Origin of the sequence: Mycobacterium sp. SMC-13 (assembly GCF_045311035.1) — a bacterium.
Lineage (GTDB): Bacteria > Actinomycetota > Actinomycetes > Mycobacteriales > Mycobacteriaceae > Mycobacterium.
In genome coordinates this window covers 17649-36887 of the sequence record NZ_JBJIAI010000010.1, presented here as the reverse complement: position 1 = coordinate 36887, position 19239 = coordinate 17649, and the positions used below count along the sequence as shown (strand labels likewise).

Genomic DNA, 19239 nt, shown 5'->3' with positions numbered 1-19239 from the left:
TCCGTCAGGACGGCTTGACCCCGGTGATCATGACGTTGTAGAACCAGCCCTTCGGCACGATGTGGCGCCACACGTTGGCGTCGAACCAGCTGAGCGTGGTCCAGCCGCCGAAGGCGAACTTGGCCCAGCCCCAGCCGAGCTTGCCCGGGGGCACCGTCGACTCGAAGGTCCGCACCGGCCAGCCCAGCATGGCGGCGGTGAATTCCTCACTGGCGGTGGCGACTTCGACCGCACCGGCGTTGGTCGCCATGCGCTCCAGGTCGGCGGGCTCGAAGGTGTGCAGGTCGACGATCCATTCGAGCGCGGCGGCGCGCGAGTTCTCGTCGAGCTCCTCCTGCGGCCGGCGCCAGGACGCCAGGCCCGGCAGCTTCATGGCCGCGACGGTGGTCTTCCAGGTCAGGTCGGCCAGGCGACGGGCGTAGAAGTTGCCGACGGTGGTGGGCTCGCCGGCGAAGATGAACCGGCCGCCCGGCTTGAGCACGCGGACGACCTCGCGCAGCGACAGCTCGACGTCGGGGATGTGGTGCAGCACCGCGTGTCCGACGACGAGGTCGAAGGTGTTGTCCTCGTAGGGAATTCCCTCCGCGTCGGCGACACGGCCGTCGATGTCCAGACCGAGGGCCTTGCCGTTGCGGGTGGCCACCTTGACCATGCCCGGAGACAGGTCGGTGACCGAGCCGCGGCGCGCGACGCCGGCCTGGATCAGGTTCAGCAGGAAGAAGCCGGTGCCGCAACCGAGCTCGAGGGCGCGGTCATACGGCAGCTGGCGCTGGACCTCGTCGGGGACGATGGCGTCGAAGCGACCGCGGGCGTAGTCGATGCACCGCTGGTCGTACGAGATCGACCACTTGTCGTCGTAGCTCTCGGCTTCCCAGTCGTGGTACAGGATCTGCGCCAGCTTGGTGTCGTGGCGGGCCGCCTCGACCTGCTCGGCCGTCGCGTGCGGGTTGGGTGCCTGGTCAACTACCTCGGATACCTTGGCGGCAGCGTCGGCTGCGGCGACCTCGGACGTCTGGTCGGTACTCGTCATGCAGGTCAGCCTAACTGCCCCGTCACCGGGAGTTCACATCCACGGTTCTGTTCACCCGCTGAGCACGGGTTCAGCGAACCGCGAACGCCGCCTTTGCTGTGGCCAGCGCCTCGGGCGACGAGTCGAGGAACCTGCGCGCCCACTTGTGCGCCTCGTCGTAGACGTGGTCGGGCGCCACGAGTTGGTCGACCAGACCCAGGGCCACGGCTTCCTCGGCACCGGCGAACCGGCCACTGAACACCAGGTCCTTGGCCCGGCTGTCGCCGACGGCCGCGGCCAGCCGCGCCGCAGCGCCCTCGGCCGGTGCCCGGCCCGACAGGATCTCGGTCGACCCGACCTTCACGTTGTCGCCGCTGATGCGCCAGTCGGCCGCGAGCGCCAGCGTCAGGCCACTGCCCAGCGCGTAGCCGGTGACGGCCGCGACGGTGGGCCGCGGAATGGCGGCGACGGCGTCGACCGCGGCGCGGCACACCGCGCCCGCGACGCGGGCCTCGGCCGCATCGAGGGTGCTGGTCTCGTGGTCGTCGTCACCGGTGCAGAAGACCTCGTGGCCGCCGTACACGATGACGGCGGTGACGTCGGACCGCTGGCCCAGCTCCTCGGCGGCCGCGGCGACCTCCCGGCACATCTGGCGGGTCAGCGCATTGCGCGGCGGTCGGGCCAGCAGCAGGGTCCCGATGCCGTCGGTGACGTGGATTTCGACGAATTCCGCGGCGAACTCACGCTTGGTCATCACTGCGCCCTACCGGCGCGCGCCGCCTTGTACCGCTCGGCATCGAAGAACTCGATGTCCCACGTGCCCTCGCCCATGGTGAGCACCGGTTCGATCGGCTCGATCTTCCGCTCGTCCTTGAGCAACTGACCGACCGTGCGGCCGTCCAGCGAGCTCAGTTGCGTCCACGTGGGCGGCAGCAGGAACGAATGCCCCTGCGCGAACTCCTCCAGTGCGGCCGCGGGCGTACGCCACGCGACGTGGTCGCTCTCGGTGTTGTTGCCGTCGGCGCGCTGGCCGGCCGGCAGGGCACCGACGAAGAAGAACGTGTCGTAGCGGCGGGTGCGTTCCTCTTTGGGGGTGATCCAGTTGGCCCACGGCCACAGCAGGTCGGCGCGCAGCACCAGCTTCTCGCGGGCCAGGAACTCCCCGAACGACAGTTCACGGCTTTCCAGCGCGGCCCGGGATTCGTGGTAGACGGTCGCGTCGGAGACGATGCCGTCCGGATCGTCGGCCGGCCCGGCGAACAGCACCCCGGATTCCTCGAAGGTCTCGCGGGCGGCGGCGCACACCAGCGCGCCGGCCAGCACCGGGTCGACGCCGAACCTCTCGGCCCACCAGGTGCGGTCGGGTCCGGTCCAGGCAATGTCGGCGTCACGGTCGCGCTCGTCGACCCCGCCGCCGGGAAACACCGTCATGCCGCCGGCGAAGGCCATCGACATGGTGCGGCGCATGAGGAAGACCTCGATGCCGGGCGCACCGTCGCGCACCAGCATCACGGTCGCGGCCGGCCTGGGATGCAGGGGGTCGAGTTCGGTCATATACGCCTCCTGTGCGCCGCGCGGCTGCGGGTACGACGGGCGAAGTACCGCCCGTCGATGTACTCCAGGGCGATCGACTGACCGAAGGCCTGGGAGAGATTCTCGGACGTGAGCACGTCGGGCAGCAGCCCGGAAGCGATCGCCCGCCCCTCGGAGAGCAGCAGGCAGTGCGTGAAGCCCTCCGGGATTTCCTCGACGTGGTGGGTGACCAGCACGGAGGCGGGTGCGTCGGCGTCGGCGGCCAGATCAGCCAGCCGGGCCACGAGTTCTTCCCGCCCGCCGAGGTCCAGTCCGGCCGCCGGCTCGTCGAGCAGCAGCAGCTCCGGGTCGGTCATCAGCGACCGCGCGATCAGCACCCGCTTGCGCTCACCCTCGGACAGGGTGCCGTAGCGGCGGTCGGCGAGGTGTTCGGCGCCGATGCTCTCCAACGTGTCCAGCGCCCGGTTGTAGTCGACGTCGTCGTACTGTTCGCGCCACCGGCCAAGCACGGCATAACCGGCGGAGACCACCAGGTCGCGCACCACTTCGTCGTCGGGTATTCGCTGCGCCAGCGCCGAACTGCTGAGCCCGATCCGCGACCGCAGCTCGGACATGTCGGTGCGGCCCAGCCGCTCACCGAGCACGAACGCCGTGCCCGTCGACGGATGCTCGACGGCGGCGGCCATGCGCAGCAGCGACGTCTTGCCCGCGCCGTTGGGACCGAGAACGACCCAGCGCTCATCGAGTTCCACCGACCAATCGATCGGGCCGACCAGGGTGGCACCGCCGCGGCGCAGCGTGACGCCCGAGAATTCGATCAACAGGTCGTCGTCGACGGAGTCGATCAATTGGTCGGAGTCGGGCGGGCCATCTGGCTTTACGAGGTTGTCGTTGAGGGCGCCGGGCACTCGCTCATCGTAGCCACGGCCGGTTCGGCTGCCCGGTCCCCCACCACGTGCGCCCATCCGCTGGCCGCGAGCCAGCGGCTCGGGGTGCACCGCAGCACCAGTTGCACCAGCGGCCCAATCCCCAAGGCGTACACGACGGTTCCGACGCCGACGGTGCCGCCGAGGAGCCAGCCGGTGGCCAGCACCGTCACCTCGATGCCGGTGCGGACCAGCCGCACCGACCATCCGGTCCGGGCCACCAGCCCGGTCATCAGTCCGTCGCGTGGTCCCGGCCCCATCCCGGCACCGATGTACATCACTGTGCTCACGGCGTTGAGCACCACGGCGCCGACCATCATCGCGGTGCGCACCGGCAGCGTCGCCGGCTGCGGCAGCACCATCAGGGCGGCGTCGACCACGACGGAGATGATGATGACGTTCGCGACGGTGCCGACGCCCGGCCGGTTCCGCAGCGGGATCCAGCCGAGCAGCACCACGACGCCGACGAGCGCCGTGGCGCCGCCGATGGTCAGTCCGGTGTGCTGGGCCAGGCCCTGGTGGAAGACGTCCCACGGGTCCAGGCCCAGGCCGGCCCGCACGAACAGTGCCATCGACAGGCCGTAGCCGCTCAGCCCCGCCAGCAGCAGCACCGAGCGGATTGTCAGGCCGGTCCCGCTGACGCGTTTGGCCGCTGCCGTCACCGGTGGTCCTGGAAGCGAGCGCGGATGGCGTCCAGTTCGTGACGCACCCGGGCGGCATCCAGATCACGGACATCGGCGCGGTTGTCGCGCCTCGACCGGGCTCGCTTCTCAGCCAGTTTTGATAGCCAGTTCGTTCGCATGCCCCCAGTTTTCCGGCCAACTGGCTTGCCATTCAATAGCCAGTTGGCCGATACTGGCTTCAATGTCGATCGAGATGTCAGCCAGATCACTTGACGAAGTCCTTCTGGCACGCGAATTGGGCAACTGGCGCACCTCCAGCCTCAGCGGCCCCGCCTATCTGGGCCTGGCCGATGCCATCCGCCTACTCATCGTCGACGGCCGGCTTCCCGTCGGCGCCCGGTATCCCAGCGAGCGCGCACTGGCCGACGCCCTGCGCGTGTCCCGCACCACCGTCACCGCGGCCTATGCCCAGCTGCGCGAGGACGGCTATCTCAACGCCCGCCGCGGAGCCCGCAGCACCACGGCGCTGCCGCCCACCGCACCGACGACCAGTCCGGCCCCCCTCACCAGGACCGGCACGCTGAGCCTGGCCGACGCCGCCCCCTCGGCGCCGGCGGCCGCCACCATCGAGGCATTCACGCGCGCCGCCCAGCGCCTGGCACCGCACTTGCACGACATCGGCATCGAACTCACCGGCGTCGCCGAACTTCGCCAGGCCATCGCCGAAAGATATTGCGCCAGGGGGCTTCCCACCGAGCCCGACGAGATCATGGTGACCACCGGAGCCCTGCACGCGATCAATCTCATACTGGCCACCTACGCCCGCCCGGGCGACCGCGTGCTGATCGAGCAACCGACGTACCACGGCGCCATCTCGCTCATCGCCGCGTCCGGAGCCCGCCCGGTGCCCGTCAGCATGGCCGAAGACGGCTGGGAACTGGATGCCGTGCAGGCCGCCATGCGGCAACTGGCACCGAATCTGGCCTACCTGATCGTCGACAACCACAATCCGACCGGGCTGAGCCTGCCGGCCGCGGGACGCGAGCGCCTCGCGCGCATCATCTCCGAGACCCGGACTCGCACCATCATCGACGAGACCATCTGCGACATCTGGCTGGACGAGCCGCTGCCGCCGCCACTGGCCTCCTACCTGGAGAGCCGTCGCGACCTGGTGATCACCGTCGGTTCGATGTCGAAGTCCTTCTGGGGTGGACTGCGGGTCGGCTGGATTCGCGCCGAAAGGTCCACCCTGGCCGCCATCGCCGCGGTGCGGCCGACCATCGACCTGGGCACCGCCATCGTCGAACAACTCGCCTCGGCCGATCTGCTCCGCCAGGCCGACACCGTGCTGCCGGCCCGCCGCGACATGCTGCGGGCCCGGCGGCAGCTGGTGAGTTCGCTTCTGCAGGAACAACTTCCGGACTGGACGGCGAGCCCGTGCCACGGCGGCATGTCGATGTGGATGCGGCTGCCCGCACCCATGAGTTCAGCGCTATCGGCCGCAGCGTCCCGGATGGGGCTCGTCATCCCCGCGGGTCCACGATTCGGCGTCGACGGCACCCTGGAGCGCTTCATCCGGGTGCCCTTCACACAGCCCGAGGAGCGGCTACACGAATCGGTTGCGGTGCTGGCTCAGGCCTGGCGCAGCGTCACCGGCTCCGGTACGCCGGACGCGCACGCACTCGTCGTCTGAGGGGCCCTGAGAACTTACTGCTGGCTCTGGATCAGGCCGATGCAGGTGCCGATGTGCTCGGGCGTGCAGGGAATGCCGTTGACCGTCTGCAGGCCGCCGACCGACTGGGTGATCTGCGCGCCCGTGCCGCTGTTGGACGTCTGCGGCGGCACCGCCTGCGGGCCACTGCCATTCGCCGTGCCCTTGACGCACACGCCTTCGAAGTGGCTCGGCACGGTCCCCCAGGGGCACGCGTAGGCCGGCGCGGCCGCCGTCACCGAGACGACCGACAAGGGGCCGGCGACCAACGCGACAGCACTCACACCAACCAGAACCGCACGCTTCATGTCACCATCTCCCACACGCTTACGCAGCAAATCAATATCAATAGTCACCACTGTAACGCGACAGCGGCCCCGGTGTGCCCTCGCCAGGGAATCCCTACGGAATGTCCACCCGCCGCACCACACCGTCGACGGCGTCGGCGGCCTCGATCTCGCCACGCGTGATGCCCAGGATGAACAGCACGGTGTCCAGATACGGGTGGTTCAGCGACGCGTCGGCAACAGCGCGCAGCGCGGGCTTGGCGTTGAACGCCACCCCGAGCCCCGCGGCCGACAGCATGTCGATGTCGTTGGCGCCGTCACCCACCGCGACGGTCTGCTCCATCGGCACACCCGCCTGGTTGGCGAAATCGCGCAGCGCCTTGGCCTTGCCCGGGCGGTCGACGATCGGGCCGGTCACCCGGCCGGTCAGCTTGCCGTCGACGATCTCGAGGTGGTTGGCGGCGACGAAGTCGAGCATCAGTTCCTCGGCCAGCGGCTCGATCACCTGACGGAACCCGCCCGACACCACACCGCAGTGGTAACCCAGCCGGCGCAGCGTGCGCAGCGTGGTGCGGGCCCCCGGGGTCAGCTCGATCTGGTCGGCGACCTCGTCGACCACCTCGGCCGGCAGGCCGGCGAGCGTGGCCACGCGTTCGCGCAGCGACTCCTCGAAGTCCAGTTCACCGCGCATGGCGGCTTCGGTGATGGCCGCGACCTTGGCCTCGGCGCCGGCGCGCGCGGCCAGCATCTCGATGACCTCGCCCTGGATCAGCGTCGAGTCGACGTCGAACACGATGAGCCGCTTGGCCCGGCGGGCCAGGCTGTAGTCCTCGAGCGCGATGTCGACGCCCTCGTCGACGGCCACGCGGGCCAGCGCGGTTTGCAGCTGCGTGTACGCCCCGCCCACCGGCGGCACCGACACCCGCAGCTCCAGCCCCGTCACCGGGTAGTCGGAGACGCCGCGGATGAAGTCGATGTTGACCCCCAGCGCGGCGACCTCGCGGGCGACGACGGTGAACGCCTCGGCGGTGATGGGCCGGCCCAGCACGACGATGGTGTGGGTCGACGGTTCGGTCAGGACGGGCTGATCGTCACTGCTGTCGATCGCGACATCGAGTCCCAGCTCACCGATGGCCTGTTGCACGTCGGCCCGCAGCACCTCGCCGGCCACCTCGGCCGGCACCGCAACCAGCACGCCGAGTGTCAGGCGGCCACGGATGACCACCTGCTCGACGTTCAGCAGCTCGACGTTGTGCCGCGACAGCACGCCGAACAGCGTCGACGTCACGCCCGGCTGGTCGAGACCGGTGACGGTGATGAGCACTGATCCGTTTGGCATTCCTGCCTGCGTCATCTGTCAAGTCCCCTAACGCAGAACCGCCCGCGCCTTAGGCGCGGGCGGGTCGGCTGATTCCTAGTGGTGCGATCGACCGATGTGCGCTTCGGCGCGCATCCGCTCGACCATGTGCGGGTAGTGCAGCTCGAACGCCGGGCGCTCCGAACGGATTCGGGGCAGCTCGGTGAAGTTGTGCCGCGGCGGCGGGCAGCTGGTGGCCCACTCCAGGGAGTTGCCGTAGCCCCACGGGTCGTCGACCACGACGGGCTCGCCGTACCGCCAGCTCTTGAACACGTTCCACACGAACGGCAGCGTGGACAGGCCCAGGATGAAGGCACCGATGGTCGAGATCACGTTCAGCGTGGTGAAGCCGTCGGTGGGCAGGTAGTCGGCGTAACGACGCGGCATGCCCTCGTCACCGACCCAGTGCTGGACCAGGAAGGTGGTGTGGAAGCCGATGAAGGTCAGCCAGAAGTGCAGCTTGCCCAGACGCTCGTCGAGCAGCCGGCCCGTCATCTTCGGGAACCAGAAGTAGATGCCCGCGTAGGTGGCGAACACGATGGTGCCGAAGAGCACGTAGTGGAAGTGCGCGATGACGAAGTAGCTGTCCGTCACGTGGAAGTCCAGCGGCGGGCTGGCCAGCAGCACGCCCGACAGGCCACCGAGGAGGAAGGTGATCAGGAAGCCGACCGAGAACAGCATGGGCGTCTCGAAGGTCAACTGGCCCTTCCACATGGTGCCGATCCAGTTGAAGAACTTGATACCGGTCGGGACCGCGATCAGGAACGTCATGAAGGAGAAGAACGGCAGCAGGACGGCGCCGGTGGCGTACATGTGGTGCGCCCACACGGCGACCGACAGGGCGGCGATACCGAGCGTCGCGTAGATCAGGGTGGTGTAACCGAAGATCGGCTTGCGGCTGAACACCGGGAAGATCTCGGAAACGATGCCGAAGAACGGCAGCGCGATGATGTACACCTCGGGGTGGCCGAAGAACCAGAACAGGTGCTGCCACAGCAGGACGCCACCGTTGGCGGGGTCGTAGATGTGGGCGCCCAGGTGGCGGTCGGCGGCCAGGCCGAACAGCGCGGCGGTCAGCAGCGGGAAGGCCAGCAGCACCAGGATCGAGGTCACCAGGATGTTCCAGGTGAAGATCGGCATGCGGAACATCGTCATACCCGGGCAGCGCATGCAGACCACGGTGGTGACCATGTTGACGGCACCCAGGATGGTGCCCAGACCACCGACGGCCAGGCCGACGATCCACAGGTCGCCACCGGCGCCGGGCGAGTGGATCGCGTCGGTCAGCGGCGAGTAGGCGGTCCAGCCGAAGTCAGCGGCACCACCGGGGGTGATGAAGCCGGCGATGGCGATCATGGCGCCGAACAGGAACAGCCAGAATGAGAAGGCGTTCAGGCGCGGGAACGCGACGTCCGGGGCGCCGATCTGCAGCGGCAGCACCAGGTTCGCGAAGCCGAACACGATCGGGGTGGCGTAGAACAGCAGCATCACGGTGCCGTGCATGGTGAACAGCTGGTTGAACTGCTCGTTGCTCAGGAACTGCAGTCCCGGCATGGCCAGCTCGGTGCGCATGAACAGCGCCATCAAGCCACCGATGAAGAAGAACACGAAGCAGACGACGCAGTACATGATGCCGATCAGCTTGTGATCGGTGGTGGTCACCAGCTTGTAGATCAGGTTGCCCTTGGGGCCCATACGCTCCGGGAACGGGCGACGAGCCTCGAGTTCTCCGATTGGGGGCGCTTCGGCTACCAACAGATCCTCCAAATGTTCCGGGCGAATAGTTCGAGCACACGGGGCATCCCATGTTGTCTGCCGGTGATCTTATCCCCCATTGCACAGCCTTGCGGCGAGGGTCCTACAAACTGTCGTAATTGGCTGGACCGGCCGCCGGCACCGGCGTGGCGCCGGCGGCCGCGACCGCGCCTCATCTGGGCCGGACCGCCTGAGTGTTACCGTCGGCCACGTGCAGTTTCCGACTCCCCGTACCCGGCAGGCCAGCGCGAGCGCAGTGGTCCTCACCGCCCTCAGCGCGGCAGCCGCGACCGTCCTGACGGGCTGTTCGGGCCACACCAGCGACCGGCCGACGGCGAACTCAACTCCCATCACCAGCACCACGCGTATCGCCACCTCCGGCGTGTTGGGCAACCAGCGTCGGCCCGACGACTCATGCGCGCCGGCCCCGGCAGCACTCGAGGACGGCCCGCCGACGCGCTCGGTGCACCATGCGGCGGGCGACACGGACGTCAAGGCCGACCCGCAGCGCATCGTCGTGCTCTCGGGCACCGCACTCGACGCGCTGTGCGCGCTGGGACTGCAGTCCCGCGTCGTCGCCGCGGCGACCCCGACGGATTCCTCGGGCCAGACCTCATACCTGGGCACCGTCATCCACAACGCGCCGACGGCGGGCACCCGGAGCGCGCCCGACATGGCGGCCATCAAGGGCGCCAATCCCGACCTGATCATCGGCTCGCAGGCGTCGGCGACGTCGGACACCTACGGCGCCTTGTCGGCGATCGCGCCGACCGTGCTCACCGGACCGTCCGGCGCGGCCTGGCAGGACGATCTGCGCATGGTCGGTGCGGCCACCGGTCGCGGCGTCGCAGCCGGCGCACTGGTCGACGGATTCAACGCCGACGCCTCGAAGGTCGGCGGACAGAACGACGCCCCGCATTTCCAGGTGTCGGTCGTGCAACTGACCGAGGGCACCATGCGGGTCTGGGGCGCGAACAACTTCCCCGGCAGCGTGCTGGCCCGGATCGGCGCGGATCGGCCTGCGCCACAACGTTTTACCGACAAGCCATACCACGAGATCGACATCTCGAAGCTGCGTCCCAGCACCGATTTCTCGTCGGCCGACGGTGACATCGTCTATCTGTCGTTCGATTCCCCGGCGGCCAAGGCCAAGGCCGCCGCGTTGCTCGACAGCCCGGCCTGGAAGAAGCTCGCCGCCACCCGCGACAACCGGGTGTTCGTGGTGAACAACGAGGTGTGGCAGACCGGCCAGGGCATCGTGGCCGCGCGGGGCATGCTCGACGACCTGCACTGGCTCAACGCGCCCATCAACTGATCACTCGACACCTTGCAACGCCTGCTGGCCGAACTGTCCCAGCTCCAACGAGCCGTCGGGCAGCACCAGCTCACCCGACTCGATGCGCTGCCGCAGATAGGCAAAGGTCTGTGCGGTCTGCGCGAACAGGTGCTCGCCCGCCCGGAGGGCCGGGCGCAGCTTGGCATCTGGTGACGCGAACTGTGGGAGCGGTTTCACCTCGGTGTGGTAGTCGACGTTGAAGAACAGCGGGAACGAATACCGCTCCTCGGCGACCTTGCGGACCCGGTGGCTCGTGGCGACGAAAGCGCCGTTGGTCCACAGCTCCAGCAGGTCCCCCACGTTGACGACGAACGTCCCGTCGACCGGTGGCACGTCGATCCACTCGCCCGCCCCGTTGAGCACCTCGAGGCCGGGGGCCGTCGGCTTGAGCAGCGTGAAGCATTCGTAGTCGGTGTGCGCGCCGATCCCGACGCTGTCGTGCGCGTCGGGGTTGTACGGATAGTGGATGAGCCGCAGCTGGCTCGGCGTCTTGGTGGCGTGCCGGGAGAACACTTCGGGGTCCTCGCCGAGGGCGACGGCGAACGCCCACAGCAGCCGCTGCCCCACGGCCAGCACCGCCTGGTAGTAGGCGGTCACCGCACTGGCGAACCCGGGTAGGTCCGGCCAGGTGTTGGGGCCCAGCATGGGATTGCCGGCCAGATGGTCCGGATCGTCGGCCGGCAGATCCAGCGCGGTGTCGAACGCCTCCTTCAGGTCCGGGACGGTGCCCTCCAGACCCTCCTCGCCGACCGGCACATACCCGCGGTGACAGCGGGACAGCCCGATGTAGTCCCGCATCTTTTCCTCGACCGGCAGCGCGAAGTACTCCTTCACCGCTGCCAGCATCGCGTCGAACAACGACTCGTCGATGCCGGTGCCGCTGATGTAGAAGAAACCGACATCGGCCGCCGCCCGGCCGATCTCGGTGGCCACGCGGTCCCGCTCGGCGCGTTCGGGTGACGACAATCCGCTGATGTCGATGATCGGCACCGACGTGAATGACGTTACGCCACTCATGAATTCACTTTCCCTTCCGAGTTGTCCACCGTCCAGCGCACGCCGTTGGCCTGGATTTGGTCGCCGACAGAGACGCTGCCGGTCATGTCGATGCCGAGAGCACGGTGCTCGGCGCCACCCACGGCGCCGAGCAGCACCCCGGTGTGGTCGGCCCAGCCGAACATGGCGCCGACCCGGACCAGTAGCGCCGATGCCGAGGCGGGCCCGCACAGCCGCAGCGCGCCCGTCGGACCTGCCTCGGCGGTGTCGCGGACCCAGTGCTCGATGTAGTGTTCGTGCACGCCCGTCTCGACGAGAATGTCGCCCTCCCAGTGCATTACGCCGGCATCAGGATGTGGACCCGGCGTCGTGGCGTCGAACTCGCGATGCCACTCGAAGACGTCGGCCACCTGGTGCAGGGTGCCCGCGAAACCGCGGGAGTCCACATAGGCCGTCGGCCCCTGCAGCCACAGCACACCCGGTGCGGTGTCGCGGGTGCCGTCGGTGTCTATCAACAGGGTGCGGCGCCAGAGGCCCGCGCACTCGGTCAGTAGTGGTGTCATGACGATTCCTCCCATCGGCACTGCAGCGTCCGTAGCCCGTCGGTGGTGGGCACCCCCACGGCCCGCACCCGGGCAAGCCCGCCGTCCGGGTAGGCCTGCACGCGCAGGGCCGCCACATCGGGCACGTCGACCGGGAACACCTGGCGCGCATCGGCGAGCAGTCGCGTTCGGGGCAACACGGGGATATCGAAAGCGACCATCCCCCAACCATGTTCGCGATCGGGACGGCCGCGACTGCCCAGCACCGAAACCTCGAGGCTGGCATTGAACACGAAGTACGAGGTGTCGACCTCGATCCGGCGCAGGTCGGCGGGAACGGCGAACGAGATGATCACCGCGTCATGGGTGTCCGGTCCGACGTCACGGCGCCGGCGCGCCTCCCACCCGTCGCCCATGTTGTGCGGCCGGTTCGGCAGGATCAGCGACGTGGCACTGGAATAGAAGCTGTCGCTGCACCATTCGACGCGGCCGCCGTTCTCCAGGCCGGACACCTCGACGGTGATATCGCTCCAAGACGCGGGGTGCGGCACCACCTCGCCGTACGCCCGCAGCCGGGCGACGCCGCCGTCGGACCGCAGCCGCAACCGCAGATGCGTCCACCGCCGGCGGTCCCGGACGGCCAACAGATTATGCGAATCAGCCTTGAGCACAGTCGATTCCACGATCTCTGTCCACGTGACGGCCGGGTCGGTCGGATCGTCGGCGCGCTCCAGACTGCAGGCGTCCACCGCGCAGGCGCTCGGGTGATTACCCGAGAAGAACCGGGTGTCCACGTCGACGGCGTGCAGCCGGCCGGGTGTCCCCAGCCGGATGATCGCCCAGTCGCCGGCGCGGCCGGCGTGGCGGCGGGTCTCCCAGCCGTCGACCACTTCGCCGCGCAGGTCGAAAGTGCCGGGTACGAAAGCGGGTTCGGCCGGGTCGACGAGCCGCTCCTTGAATCCGAACGATTCGTCACTGGCCGCCACCACACTGCCGCCGACGCGGCGTGAGGCGAGATCGATGTCGGTCATAGGCCCAGCGCTTCCGACAGCGGCCAGTGGCTGCGTGGATTGTCCGGGCCCGGCGCGAACACGCCGGCCTTGCTGGTGGACAGCCCCAGCCCGACGACAGCCTGCGCGAGGGCCACGGCGGCGGACACCCCGTCGACCGCGGGCACCCCGAGTTTGGCCGAGATCGCCGCCGTCACTCCCGCCATCCCGGCGCACCCCAGGCAGATCACGTCGGCGCCGTCCGCGCTGACGGCGCGCGCCGCTTCGTCGACGATCGCCTGTACGGCGCCGGCGGGGTCGGCGTCCACGTCCGCCGTGCTCAGGCCGCAGGCGCGGACCGAGGCGCAGTGCGCGTTCAGGCCGGCCAGCAGCAGCCGATCCTCGATGGGCGGGATCGACCGGGCGAGGGTGGTGATCACCGAGAACCGACGACCGATCAGGTGCGCGACGTGCGCGGCGCATTCGGCGATGTCGAACACCGGCACCGTCAGCATCTCGGCGAGAGCGTCGCGGCCGTGCTCGCCGAATCCGGCCAGCACGACGGCGTCGAAGTCGAAGTCACCGGACCGGGTCAGCCGGGCCACCACGTCCATCACCCCGACCGCGGAAAGGTAACTCTCGGCGGACGAGTCGATGGCTGCCGCCCCGAAATACGTTGACGTGCAGACGATCTCGGTATCCGCATGCGCCACAGAGCGCGCGGCGGCCGCGATCTCGGCGGTCATCGCGGCCGAGGTGTTCGGGTTGAGCACCAGGATTCTCATGCCGGCTCCCCCACCAACGCCGGCACGCCGGCGACCCAGGTCTGCAGTACCGAACCGCGCAGCGCGACACCGTCATACGGGCTGACCGGATGCCGGTGCCGCAGCGTCGTCGCCCGCACGGTGTCAAGGGCACCAGGATCGAAGGCACACAGGTCGGCCCGCAACCCCACCGCGATCCGCCCTCGATCGGGGTAACCGGCCAGCGCGGCGGGGCGTTCCGACATCCACCGGCTGAGATCGGCCAGCCCGAAGCCACGTACGGCGGCCTGCGTCCACACCGCGCGCGGGCTGAGCTGCAAGGAGCTGATCCCGCCGAATGCCCGCCCGAAATCCCCGTCGCCCTTGAGCCGCGGCGCGCACGGCGAATGGTCGGACACCACCAGGTCCAGGGTGCCGTCGTGCAGCGCGGACCACAGCAGTTCGCGGTTGGCACCGTCCCGCACGGGCGGGCAGCAGGCGAATTCGGTGCCACCGTCCGGCACCGCCTCGGCGGCGAATGTCAGGTAATGCGGGCAGGTTTCGGCCGTCACCGGAATCCCGGCGCGCTTGGCCTCGGCCAACCTGACCAGCACCGTGGCGCTGGAGACGTGCACGATGTGTGCCCGGGCCCCGGTCGCCGCCGCGGCGTCGATCACCGAGGCCGCGGCATCGTCTTCGGCGGCGTCGGGTCGCGACGCCAGGAACGACCGGTATTCCCGGCCCGACGGCAGTGGCCCGGCATCGATCACCCGGTTACTTTCGGCATGGACCAGCAGCACCGACCCCAGTTCGGCGATGCACGCCATGGCGTCCCGGAATTGCGGCGGGCTCAGGTGCGGAAAATTCGGGTTGCCCGAGTCGGCGAGAAAACACTTGAAGCCGCGCACCCCGGCCCGCGCCAGATCGGCCAGGCGGTCCAGGTTATCGGGCACCACCCCGGCCCAGTAGCCGACGTCGACGTGGCAATTACCCTCTGCCGTGGCCTTTTTGGTGTCGAGCGCCGCGACGCTCGTGGTCACCGGGTCGCAGTCCAGTGGCATGTCCACCACCGTGGTGATGCCCGCCGCGGCCGCCGCCGCGGTGGCGGTCTCGAACCCCTCCCAGTCGGTACCCGGGTCGTTGATGTGGACGTGCGTGTCGACGAAACCCGGCAGCAGCACCACCGATTCGGGCAACCGGAGGTCTTCCACCGCAGCGCAATCGGCGTCGACCTCGCCGACGAATGCGATGCGACCACCGTCGATCCCGACGGCGGCCGGGACCTGGTGACCGTCGACGAGCACCCGGCCGGCGCGCAGTACGCACTCCATCACGGCGCACCGAACCTGTGGTGAAAATGCTCGGTGAGCTCGGGCCACACATGCGGGTCATGGCCGGGAATCAGCTGAAACCCCCTGTCGGCAGCCAACTTCTTGAGTCGGCGGATCGGCTCGATGGTGTCCTGCGGGTCGACGTCGATGAACCCGCCGATGGCGAGCTCGTGCTCGATGTTCTCCGTGAGGTCGGCAGCGTCGAACGCGAACACGAAGCCGTCACCGCCCACGGACTGGTCGAGTTCGACGACGAAGCTCTGGTGCCCCGGCGTGTGCCCGTAGGTCGGCACCGCGGTGATACCCGGGGCGATCTCGGCTTCCCCGTCGGCCAGCTGCCATTCGATGTTCGGATCGTCGAAGTCGATGCGATTGATCGCATTGCGTTCGGGTTCAGGGTGATTCGACAGTCCGTACTCGAGTTCACGACGCTGCGCGTGCACCGGGACCTTGCCGGCGAACAGCTTGAGCCCGCCGGCATGGTCGTGATGCAGATGACTGACGGCGACGGTGTGGATCTCATCGAAATCCACCCCGACCTCCGCCAGTCGCTGCTCGATCGGCTCGCCCGGTCCGGGCAGCACCGGGCGGTACTCGACGGTCGGGAAGAACCGCCGGTAGAGCGCCGGGTCCCGTACGAGCGCGGTGTTGAATCCGGTGTCGAGCAACACCCAACCACCGTCGGTCTGCAGCAGCACGCCCGGCACCGGTTCCCGCATGCGCTCCTCGGGCGGTGCGCCGTACACCGACACCGACTTCGGCAGCTCCTCCCAGCCCAGGGTCAGCAGAATGATCCGCCGGACCCCGGGCTTGCCGACCAGAGTGGCCATCAGCCGACCGAAAGGGCGTTCAGGCGCAGCGAATTCGGGTTGGTGACCACGTGTGCCTGTTCGACGCCCTTGAGCCACGGCTGGGCCACCATGAAGTCGTTCACGTCGGCGATGTTGAGCCAGCACCCGGTCTTGACCGCTTCCACACCGGCCGTGGAGAAATCGGCCTCCGAATCGGTCGGCAGTCCCGCGGCCAGTGCCGCGGTGACCGGCGGCGCCGAGCACCCGAAGAAGTTGAGGCCGCCGTCGGCATCCCAGGAGATGTGGCCCCAGGTGTACGGCGACGGCGCATCGGGCCAGCCGAGATACGTCATGATCTCCGGCGCGGCCTGCCCGTCGGTGCCGACCCAGCCGTAGATCTCCGACGTGGGGTACGCCTGCACCTTGGCGGTCAGGCCCGCCGCGGCCAGCTGGGTCTGAATCAGGTTGCCGATCAACTGGTTATCGGGGTTGCTCGAGTCATAGCCGATGGTCACGGTCTTCTGATCGGCGGGCAGCTTGCCGGCGATGGCGGACAGCGCCGACGCATCATGCGGGACCGATTGCTTGCCGTATTCGGCGGCCATCATGTTCGGCGGGTAAATCTGCTCGGCCTTCTTGCCGCGCCCGAAGTACGTCTGCTTCACCAGTTCGTCGACGTCGATCGCCTGCATCACCGCGGTCCGGTTCTTGGCGTCGGTCATCATGCCCTTGCGCGGGTTGATGTACGCGTAGTTCGACATCATGGTCGGCAGCGAGTAGTTGGTGAACGACTTGTTGTTCAGATAGGACTGGACCGCCGAGGACGGCAGGTCGTGCAGGATCGCGGCCACTTGGCCGTTGTTGAACTGCAGCTGCTGCGCCGATACGTCGGTGATGACCGGAAGCTCAACCTTCTCGAAATACGGCTTGGTGCCCCAGTACTCGGGGAAGGCGGCCAGCGCGTAGTGCGAGCCCACCTGGGCGTCGGTCAGCACGAATGGACCGGTGCCCAGATCGTGAGTGGTCAGGTAACCCTGCGCGTTGTCGGTGCCGGCGTTCTTCTTCAGGCCTTCGGGGCTGAGCATGCGGGGACCGTACGGACATGCGAGGTAATCGAGGAACGCCGAGTTGGGTGCCTTCAGCGTGATGGTGACGCCGTAATCCCCTTGCGTCGTGACCGATTCCACGTCCTTGACCATGTAGGCCGGGCCCTGGTTGACGGCCACCCGGCGATCGAACGACGCCTTGACCGCCGCCGACGTGAACGGTGTGCCGTCATGGAACTTGACGCCTTCACGGAGCTTGAACGTGAACACCTTATTGTCCGGCGATGCCGTCCAGCTCGTGGCCAGTAGCGGTTCCAGGACGGCCTTGTCGACACCGGCCTTGTACTGCAGCAGACCTTCGTAGGTGTTGGTCGTCAGCAACAGACCTTGGCCCGCGTAGTAGATGTCAGGGTCCGGCGGCTGCCCCGGGTCCTGCAGGAACGACAGGTGTAGAACCTTGTCGGTGGGCGCGGCATTGGGGGTGCCGCCGCCGGAATTCGAACCGCCGCAACCGCTCAGCGTCAGCATCACGGCGGCACCGGCCGCGGCGATCCGCCAGCCGCTACGGGCACGACCGGGGACCTTGTGGCTCTTCATCATCGGGCAGCTCCTTCGAGGGCGGGGTTGGACAGTTCGGGCGGACACAGATCGGAAAAGGCGGCGATGATCTCGTCGGTCGTGCGCATGGCACCGGCCTGCAGGTACTCCATGGCATCCAGGGCGGCGTCGTGGCGATACGTCGACGAGCCGCCGACGCAGTCGGTCACGACGCGGACGTAGAAGTCCCGCTGGTGCGCATCGGCGAAGGTGTAGTGGACGCAGACGTCGGTGAGGCCGCCGATGAGGATGAGCGTCGACGCCCGCAGGCCCGACAGGACGATCTCGAAATCCGTTCCGATGAAACCGGAATAGCGGCGTTTGACGATGTGGAATTCGTTGTTGGGGCCGTCGAGTTCGGGTAGCAGCGCCGGATGCAGCGGTGTGCCCGGGCGGCCGTCCACACAGTGCTCTCCCTCGGCGCCGTCGAGCTCGCGGCCGAAGTCGATGCCGTTGGGGCGGTGGACTTCCTGGAAGAACACGATCGGGATCCGCGCGGCGCGGGCGGCGGCGATGAGGCGCTGAGCCCGGGCGATCCGGCCGTCGTAACCGGACATGTGCTCGATGCCGACCACCTCGGCCGGCATGTCGCCGGACTCCTGCATGTCGACGACGACCAGGACGGGATTACCTACGATGAGCGGCTGTTTCGGCACTTAACCTCCTGTGACTGCGATACGCGGATCAGCGGCGGCCTGCAGCAGGTCCACCACTGTGTTGATGACGACGTAGAGCGCGCCGAGCATCAGGGTGACCCCGGCGATCGCCGGGAAATCCGCCACGGGAATGCTCTGCGCGACGTACTGCCCGATGCCGGGCCAGCCGAACACCTGCTCGACCACCAACACACCCGAGAACATCAGGCCCACTTGGAGTCCCGTCATTGACAGTGCGGCGCCGACCGAGTTGCGCAGCACATGCCTGGCCAAGATGCGGGTCTCGGACAGTCCCTTGGCGCGGGCCGTCCGCGCGTAGTCGCTGTCGATGTCGGCCAGCAGGCTGCTGCGCAGGACGCGGCCGATGGCAACGGCTGGGCCGATCGCGATGACGAACGCCGGCAGGATCAGGTGGTGCGCGGCGTCGGCCACGACATCGAGCCGACCGTTCAGCAGACCGTCGACGGTGAGCATGCCCGTCGGCCCCGTCGGCGGACTCGGCACGGCACTGCGGCCGCCCGCCGGTACCCAGCCCAGGTCTTGATAGAAGACGATGAGGCCGAGGATGCCGAGTAGGAACATGGGCGCCGCGGAACCCGTGAACAGCACTGCCCGAAGCACATTGGCGCCGCGCCATTTCAGGGTCGTGCTGAATGCCAGCAGCACCGCGAGGACGACGGCGATCAGCATGCCGGCGAGTGCCAGTTCCAAGGTTGCCGGGACGAACGAGCCGAGGTCGGACGTCACCGCGTGCCGGGTCCGGTACGACGTGCCCAGATCCCCGGTCGCGGCACCGGACAGGTAGTGCCAGAACTGCACCAGCACAGGGTCATTCAGTCCCAACGCCGCGCGCCGTGCCGCCACGGCATCGGCCGAGGCCTGTGCGCCCAGTTGGGCCTTCACCGGATCCAGTGGCGAGATGTTCTGCAGGACGAACATCACCGCCGTGAGGGCCACCAGGATGGCCACCATCGACCCCAACCGCGAGGCCACGAAGGTCTTCATGTTTCA

At 68.5% G+C, this 19239-nt stretch carries 19 protein-coding genes; 2 read left to right on the top strand and 17 right to left on the bottom strand.

What is annotated here, in order from left to right:
• Positions 1-4: 4 nt before the first annotated feature.
• The 5 genes from ACJH6I_RS16265 to ACJH6I_RS16245 form a co-directional block, all read right to left on the bottom strand.
• Positions 5-1030: a class I SAM-dependent methyltransferase gene (locus ACJH6I_RS16265; protein WP_318986154.1), complete on the bottom strand. Its 1026-nt coding sequence runs from the start codon at positions 1028-1030 to the stop codon at positions 5-7.
• A gap of 70 nt (positions 1031-1100) precedes the next feature.
• Positions 1101-1763 carry an enoyl-CoA hydratase gene (locus tag ACJH6I_RS16260; protein WP_318986153.1) on the bottom strand — a complete coding sequence of 221 codons (663 nt, stop codon included), beginning with the start codon at positions 1761-1763 and terminating at the stop codon, positions 1101-1103.
• Positions 1763-2563 carry an NUDIX hydrolase gene (locus tag ACJH6I_RS16255; protein WP_318986152.1) on the bottom strand — a complete coding sequence of 267 codons (801 nt, stop codon included), beginning with the start codon at positions 2561-2563 and terminating at the stop codon, positions 1763-1765. Before ACJH6I_RS16255 ends, ACJH6I_RS16260 begins: the two co-directional genes overlap by 1 nt.
• Complete coding sequence (locus ACJH6I_RS16250; RefSeq protein ID WP_244872855.1) at positions 2560-3450, bottom strand: ABC transporter ATP-binding protein; 891 nt, start codon at positions 3448-3450, stop codon at positions 2560-2562. The genes ACJH6I_RS16255 and ACJH6I_RS16250 overlap by 4 nt, the downstream gene beginning before the upstream one ends.
• On the bottom strand, positions 3420-4040 hold the full coding sequence (locus ACJH6I_RS16245) for a hypothetical protein (RefSeq protein WP_318986182.1): 621 nt from the start codon (positions 4038-4040) through the stop codon (positions 3420-3422). Before ACJH6I_RS16245 ends, ACJH6I_RS16250 begins: the two co-directional genes overlap by 31 nt.
• A 292-nt stretch (positions 4041-4332) precedes the next feature.
• On the opposite strand from ACJH6I_RS16245, the gene ACJH6I_RS16240 reads away from it, so the two are divergent.
• Positions 4333-5784: a PLP-dependent aminotransferase family protein gene (locus tag ACJH6I_RS16240; RefSeq protein WP_406784292.1), complete on the top strand. Its 1452-nt coding sequence runs from the start codon at positions 4333-4335 to the stop codon at positions 5782-5784.
• Between the two features lie 14 nt (positions 5785-5798).
• On the opposite strand, the gene ACJH6I_RS16235 is transcribed toward ACJH6I_RS16240, so the two are convergent.
• The 3 genes from ACJH6I_RS16235 to ctaD all read right to left on the bottom strand — a co-directional run bounded on the left by ACJH6I_RS16235 (position 5799) and on the right by ctaD (position 9201).
• Positions 5799-6110 (bottom strand): hypothetical protein, encoded by a 312-nt coding sequence (locus ACJH6I_RS16235; protein ID WP_020103125.1) that lies wholly within the window; start codon positions 6108-6110, stop codon positions 5799-5801.
• 94 nt (positions 6111-6204) lie between these two features.
• Positions 6205-7428: a phosphoserine phosphatase SerB gene (gene serB / locus ACJH6I_RS16230; protein WP_110767291.1), complete on the bottom strand. Its 1224-nt coding sequence runs from the start codon at positions 7426-7428 to the stop codon at positions 6205-6207.
• Positions 7429-7503: 75 nt separating this feature from the next.
• Positions 7504-9201, bottom strand: coding sequence for a cytochrome c oxidase subunit I (ctaD, locus tag ACJH6I_RS16225; protein ID WP_061004131.1), 1698 nt, complete (start codon positions 9199-9201; stop codon positions 7504-7506).
• Between the two features lie 211 nt (positions 9202-9412).
• Between ctaD and ACJH6I_RS16220 the strand changes: the two genes are divergently transcribed.
• Complete coding sequence (locus tag ACJH6I_RS16220; protein WP_406784291.1) at positions 9413-10516, top strand: ABC transporter substrate-binding protein; 1104 nt, start codon at positions 9413-9415, stop codon at positions 10514-10516.
• Here ACJH6I_RS16220 and ACJH6I_RS16215 read toward each other — a convergent pair whose 3' ends face one another.
• Genes ACJH6I_RS16215 through ACJH6I_RS16175 form a run of 9 tightly spaced genes read right to left on the bottom strand, consistent with a single transcriptional unit; the run spans position 10517 to position 19233 of the window.
• Positions 10517-11554 (bottom strand): isopenicillin N synthase family oxygenase, encoded by a 1038-nt coding sequence (locus tag ACJH6I_RS16215; RefSeq protein ID WP_226518783.1) that lies wholly within the window; start codon positions 11552-11554, stop codon positions 10517-10519. It lies immediately after the preceding gene.
• Positions 11551-12096 carry a hypothetical protein gene (locus ACJH6I_RS16210; protein ID WP_138249805.1) on the bottom strand — a complete coding sequence of 182 codons (546 nt, stop codon included), beginning with the start codon at positions 12094-12096 and terminating at the stop codon, positions 11551-11553. Before ACJH6I_RS16210 ends, ACJH6I_RS16215 begins: the two co-directional genes overlap by 4 nt.
• A complete protein-coding gene (gene alc, locus ACJH6I_RS16205) occupies positions 12093-13106 on the bottom strand; it encodes an allantoicase (protein ID WP_138249806.1) in 1014 nt (337 codons plus the stop codon). The genes ACJH6I_RS16210 and alc overlap by 4 nt, the downstream gene beginning before the upstream one ends.
• The gene (locus tag ACJH6I_RS16200) at positions 13103-13849 is read right to left on the bottom strand and encodes an aspartate/glutamate racemase family protein (RefSeq protein ID WP_406784290.1); all 747 of its coding nucleotides are present in this window, start codon (positions 13847-13849) and stop codon (positions 13103-13105) included. Before ACJH6I_RS16200 ends, alc begins: the two co-directional genes overlap by 4 nt.
• Positions 13846-15138, bottom strand: a complete 1293-nt coding sequence (gene allB / locus ACJH6I_RS16195) for an allantoinase AllB (RefSeq protein WP_406784289.1) — start codon at positions 15136-15138, stop codon at positions 13846-13848. The genes ACJH6I_RS16200 and allB overlap by 4 nt, the downstream gene beginning before the upstream one ends.
• Positions 15138-15968, bottom strand: a complete 831-nt coding sequence (locus tag ACJH6I_RS16190; RefSeq protein WP_406784288.1) for an N-acyl homoserine lactonase family protein — start codon at positions 15966-15968, stop codon at positions 15138-15140. The genes allB and ACJH6I_RS16190 overlap by 1 nt, the downstream gene beginning before the upstream one ends.
• Positions 15968-17572 carry an ABC transporter substrate-binding protein gene (locus ACJH6I_RS16185; RefSeq protein WP_406784326.1) on the bottom strand — a complete coding sequence of 535 codons (1605 nt, stop codon included), beginning with the start codon at positions 17570-17572 and terminating at the stop codon, positions 15968-15970. The genes ACJH6I_RS16190 and ACJH6I_RS16185 overlap by 1 nt, the downstream gene beginning before the upstream one ends.
• The gene (locus tag ACJH6I_RS16180; protein ID WP_406784287.1) at positions 17572-18228 is read right to left on the bottom strand and encodes a cysteine hydrolase family protein; all 657 of its coding nucleotides are present in this window, start codon (positions 18226-18228) and stop codon (positions 17572-17574) included. The genes ACJH6I_RS16185 and ACJH6I_RS16180 overlap by 1 nt, the downstream gene beginning before the upstream one ends.
• Positions 18229-19233 (bottom strand): ABC transporter permease, encoded by a 1005-nt coding sequence (locus ACJH6I_RS16175; RefSeq protein ID WP_406784286.1) that lies wholly within the window; start codon positions 19231-19233, stop codon positions 18229-18231.
• Positions 19234-19239 lie beyond the last annotated feature (6 nt).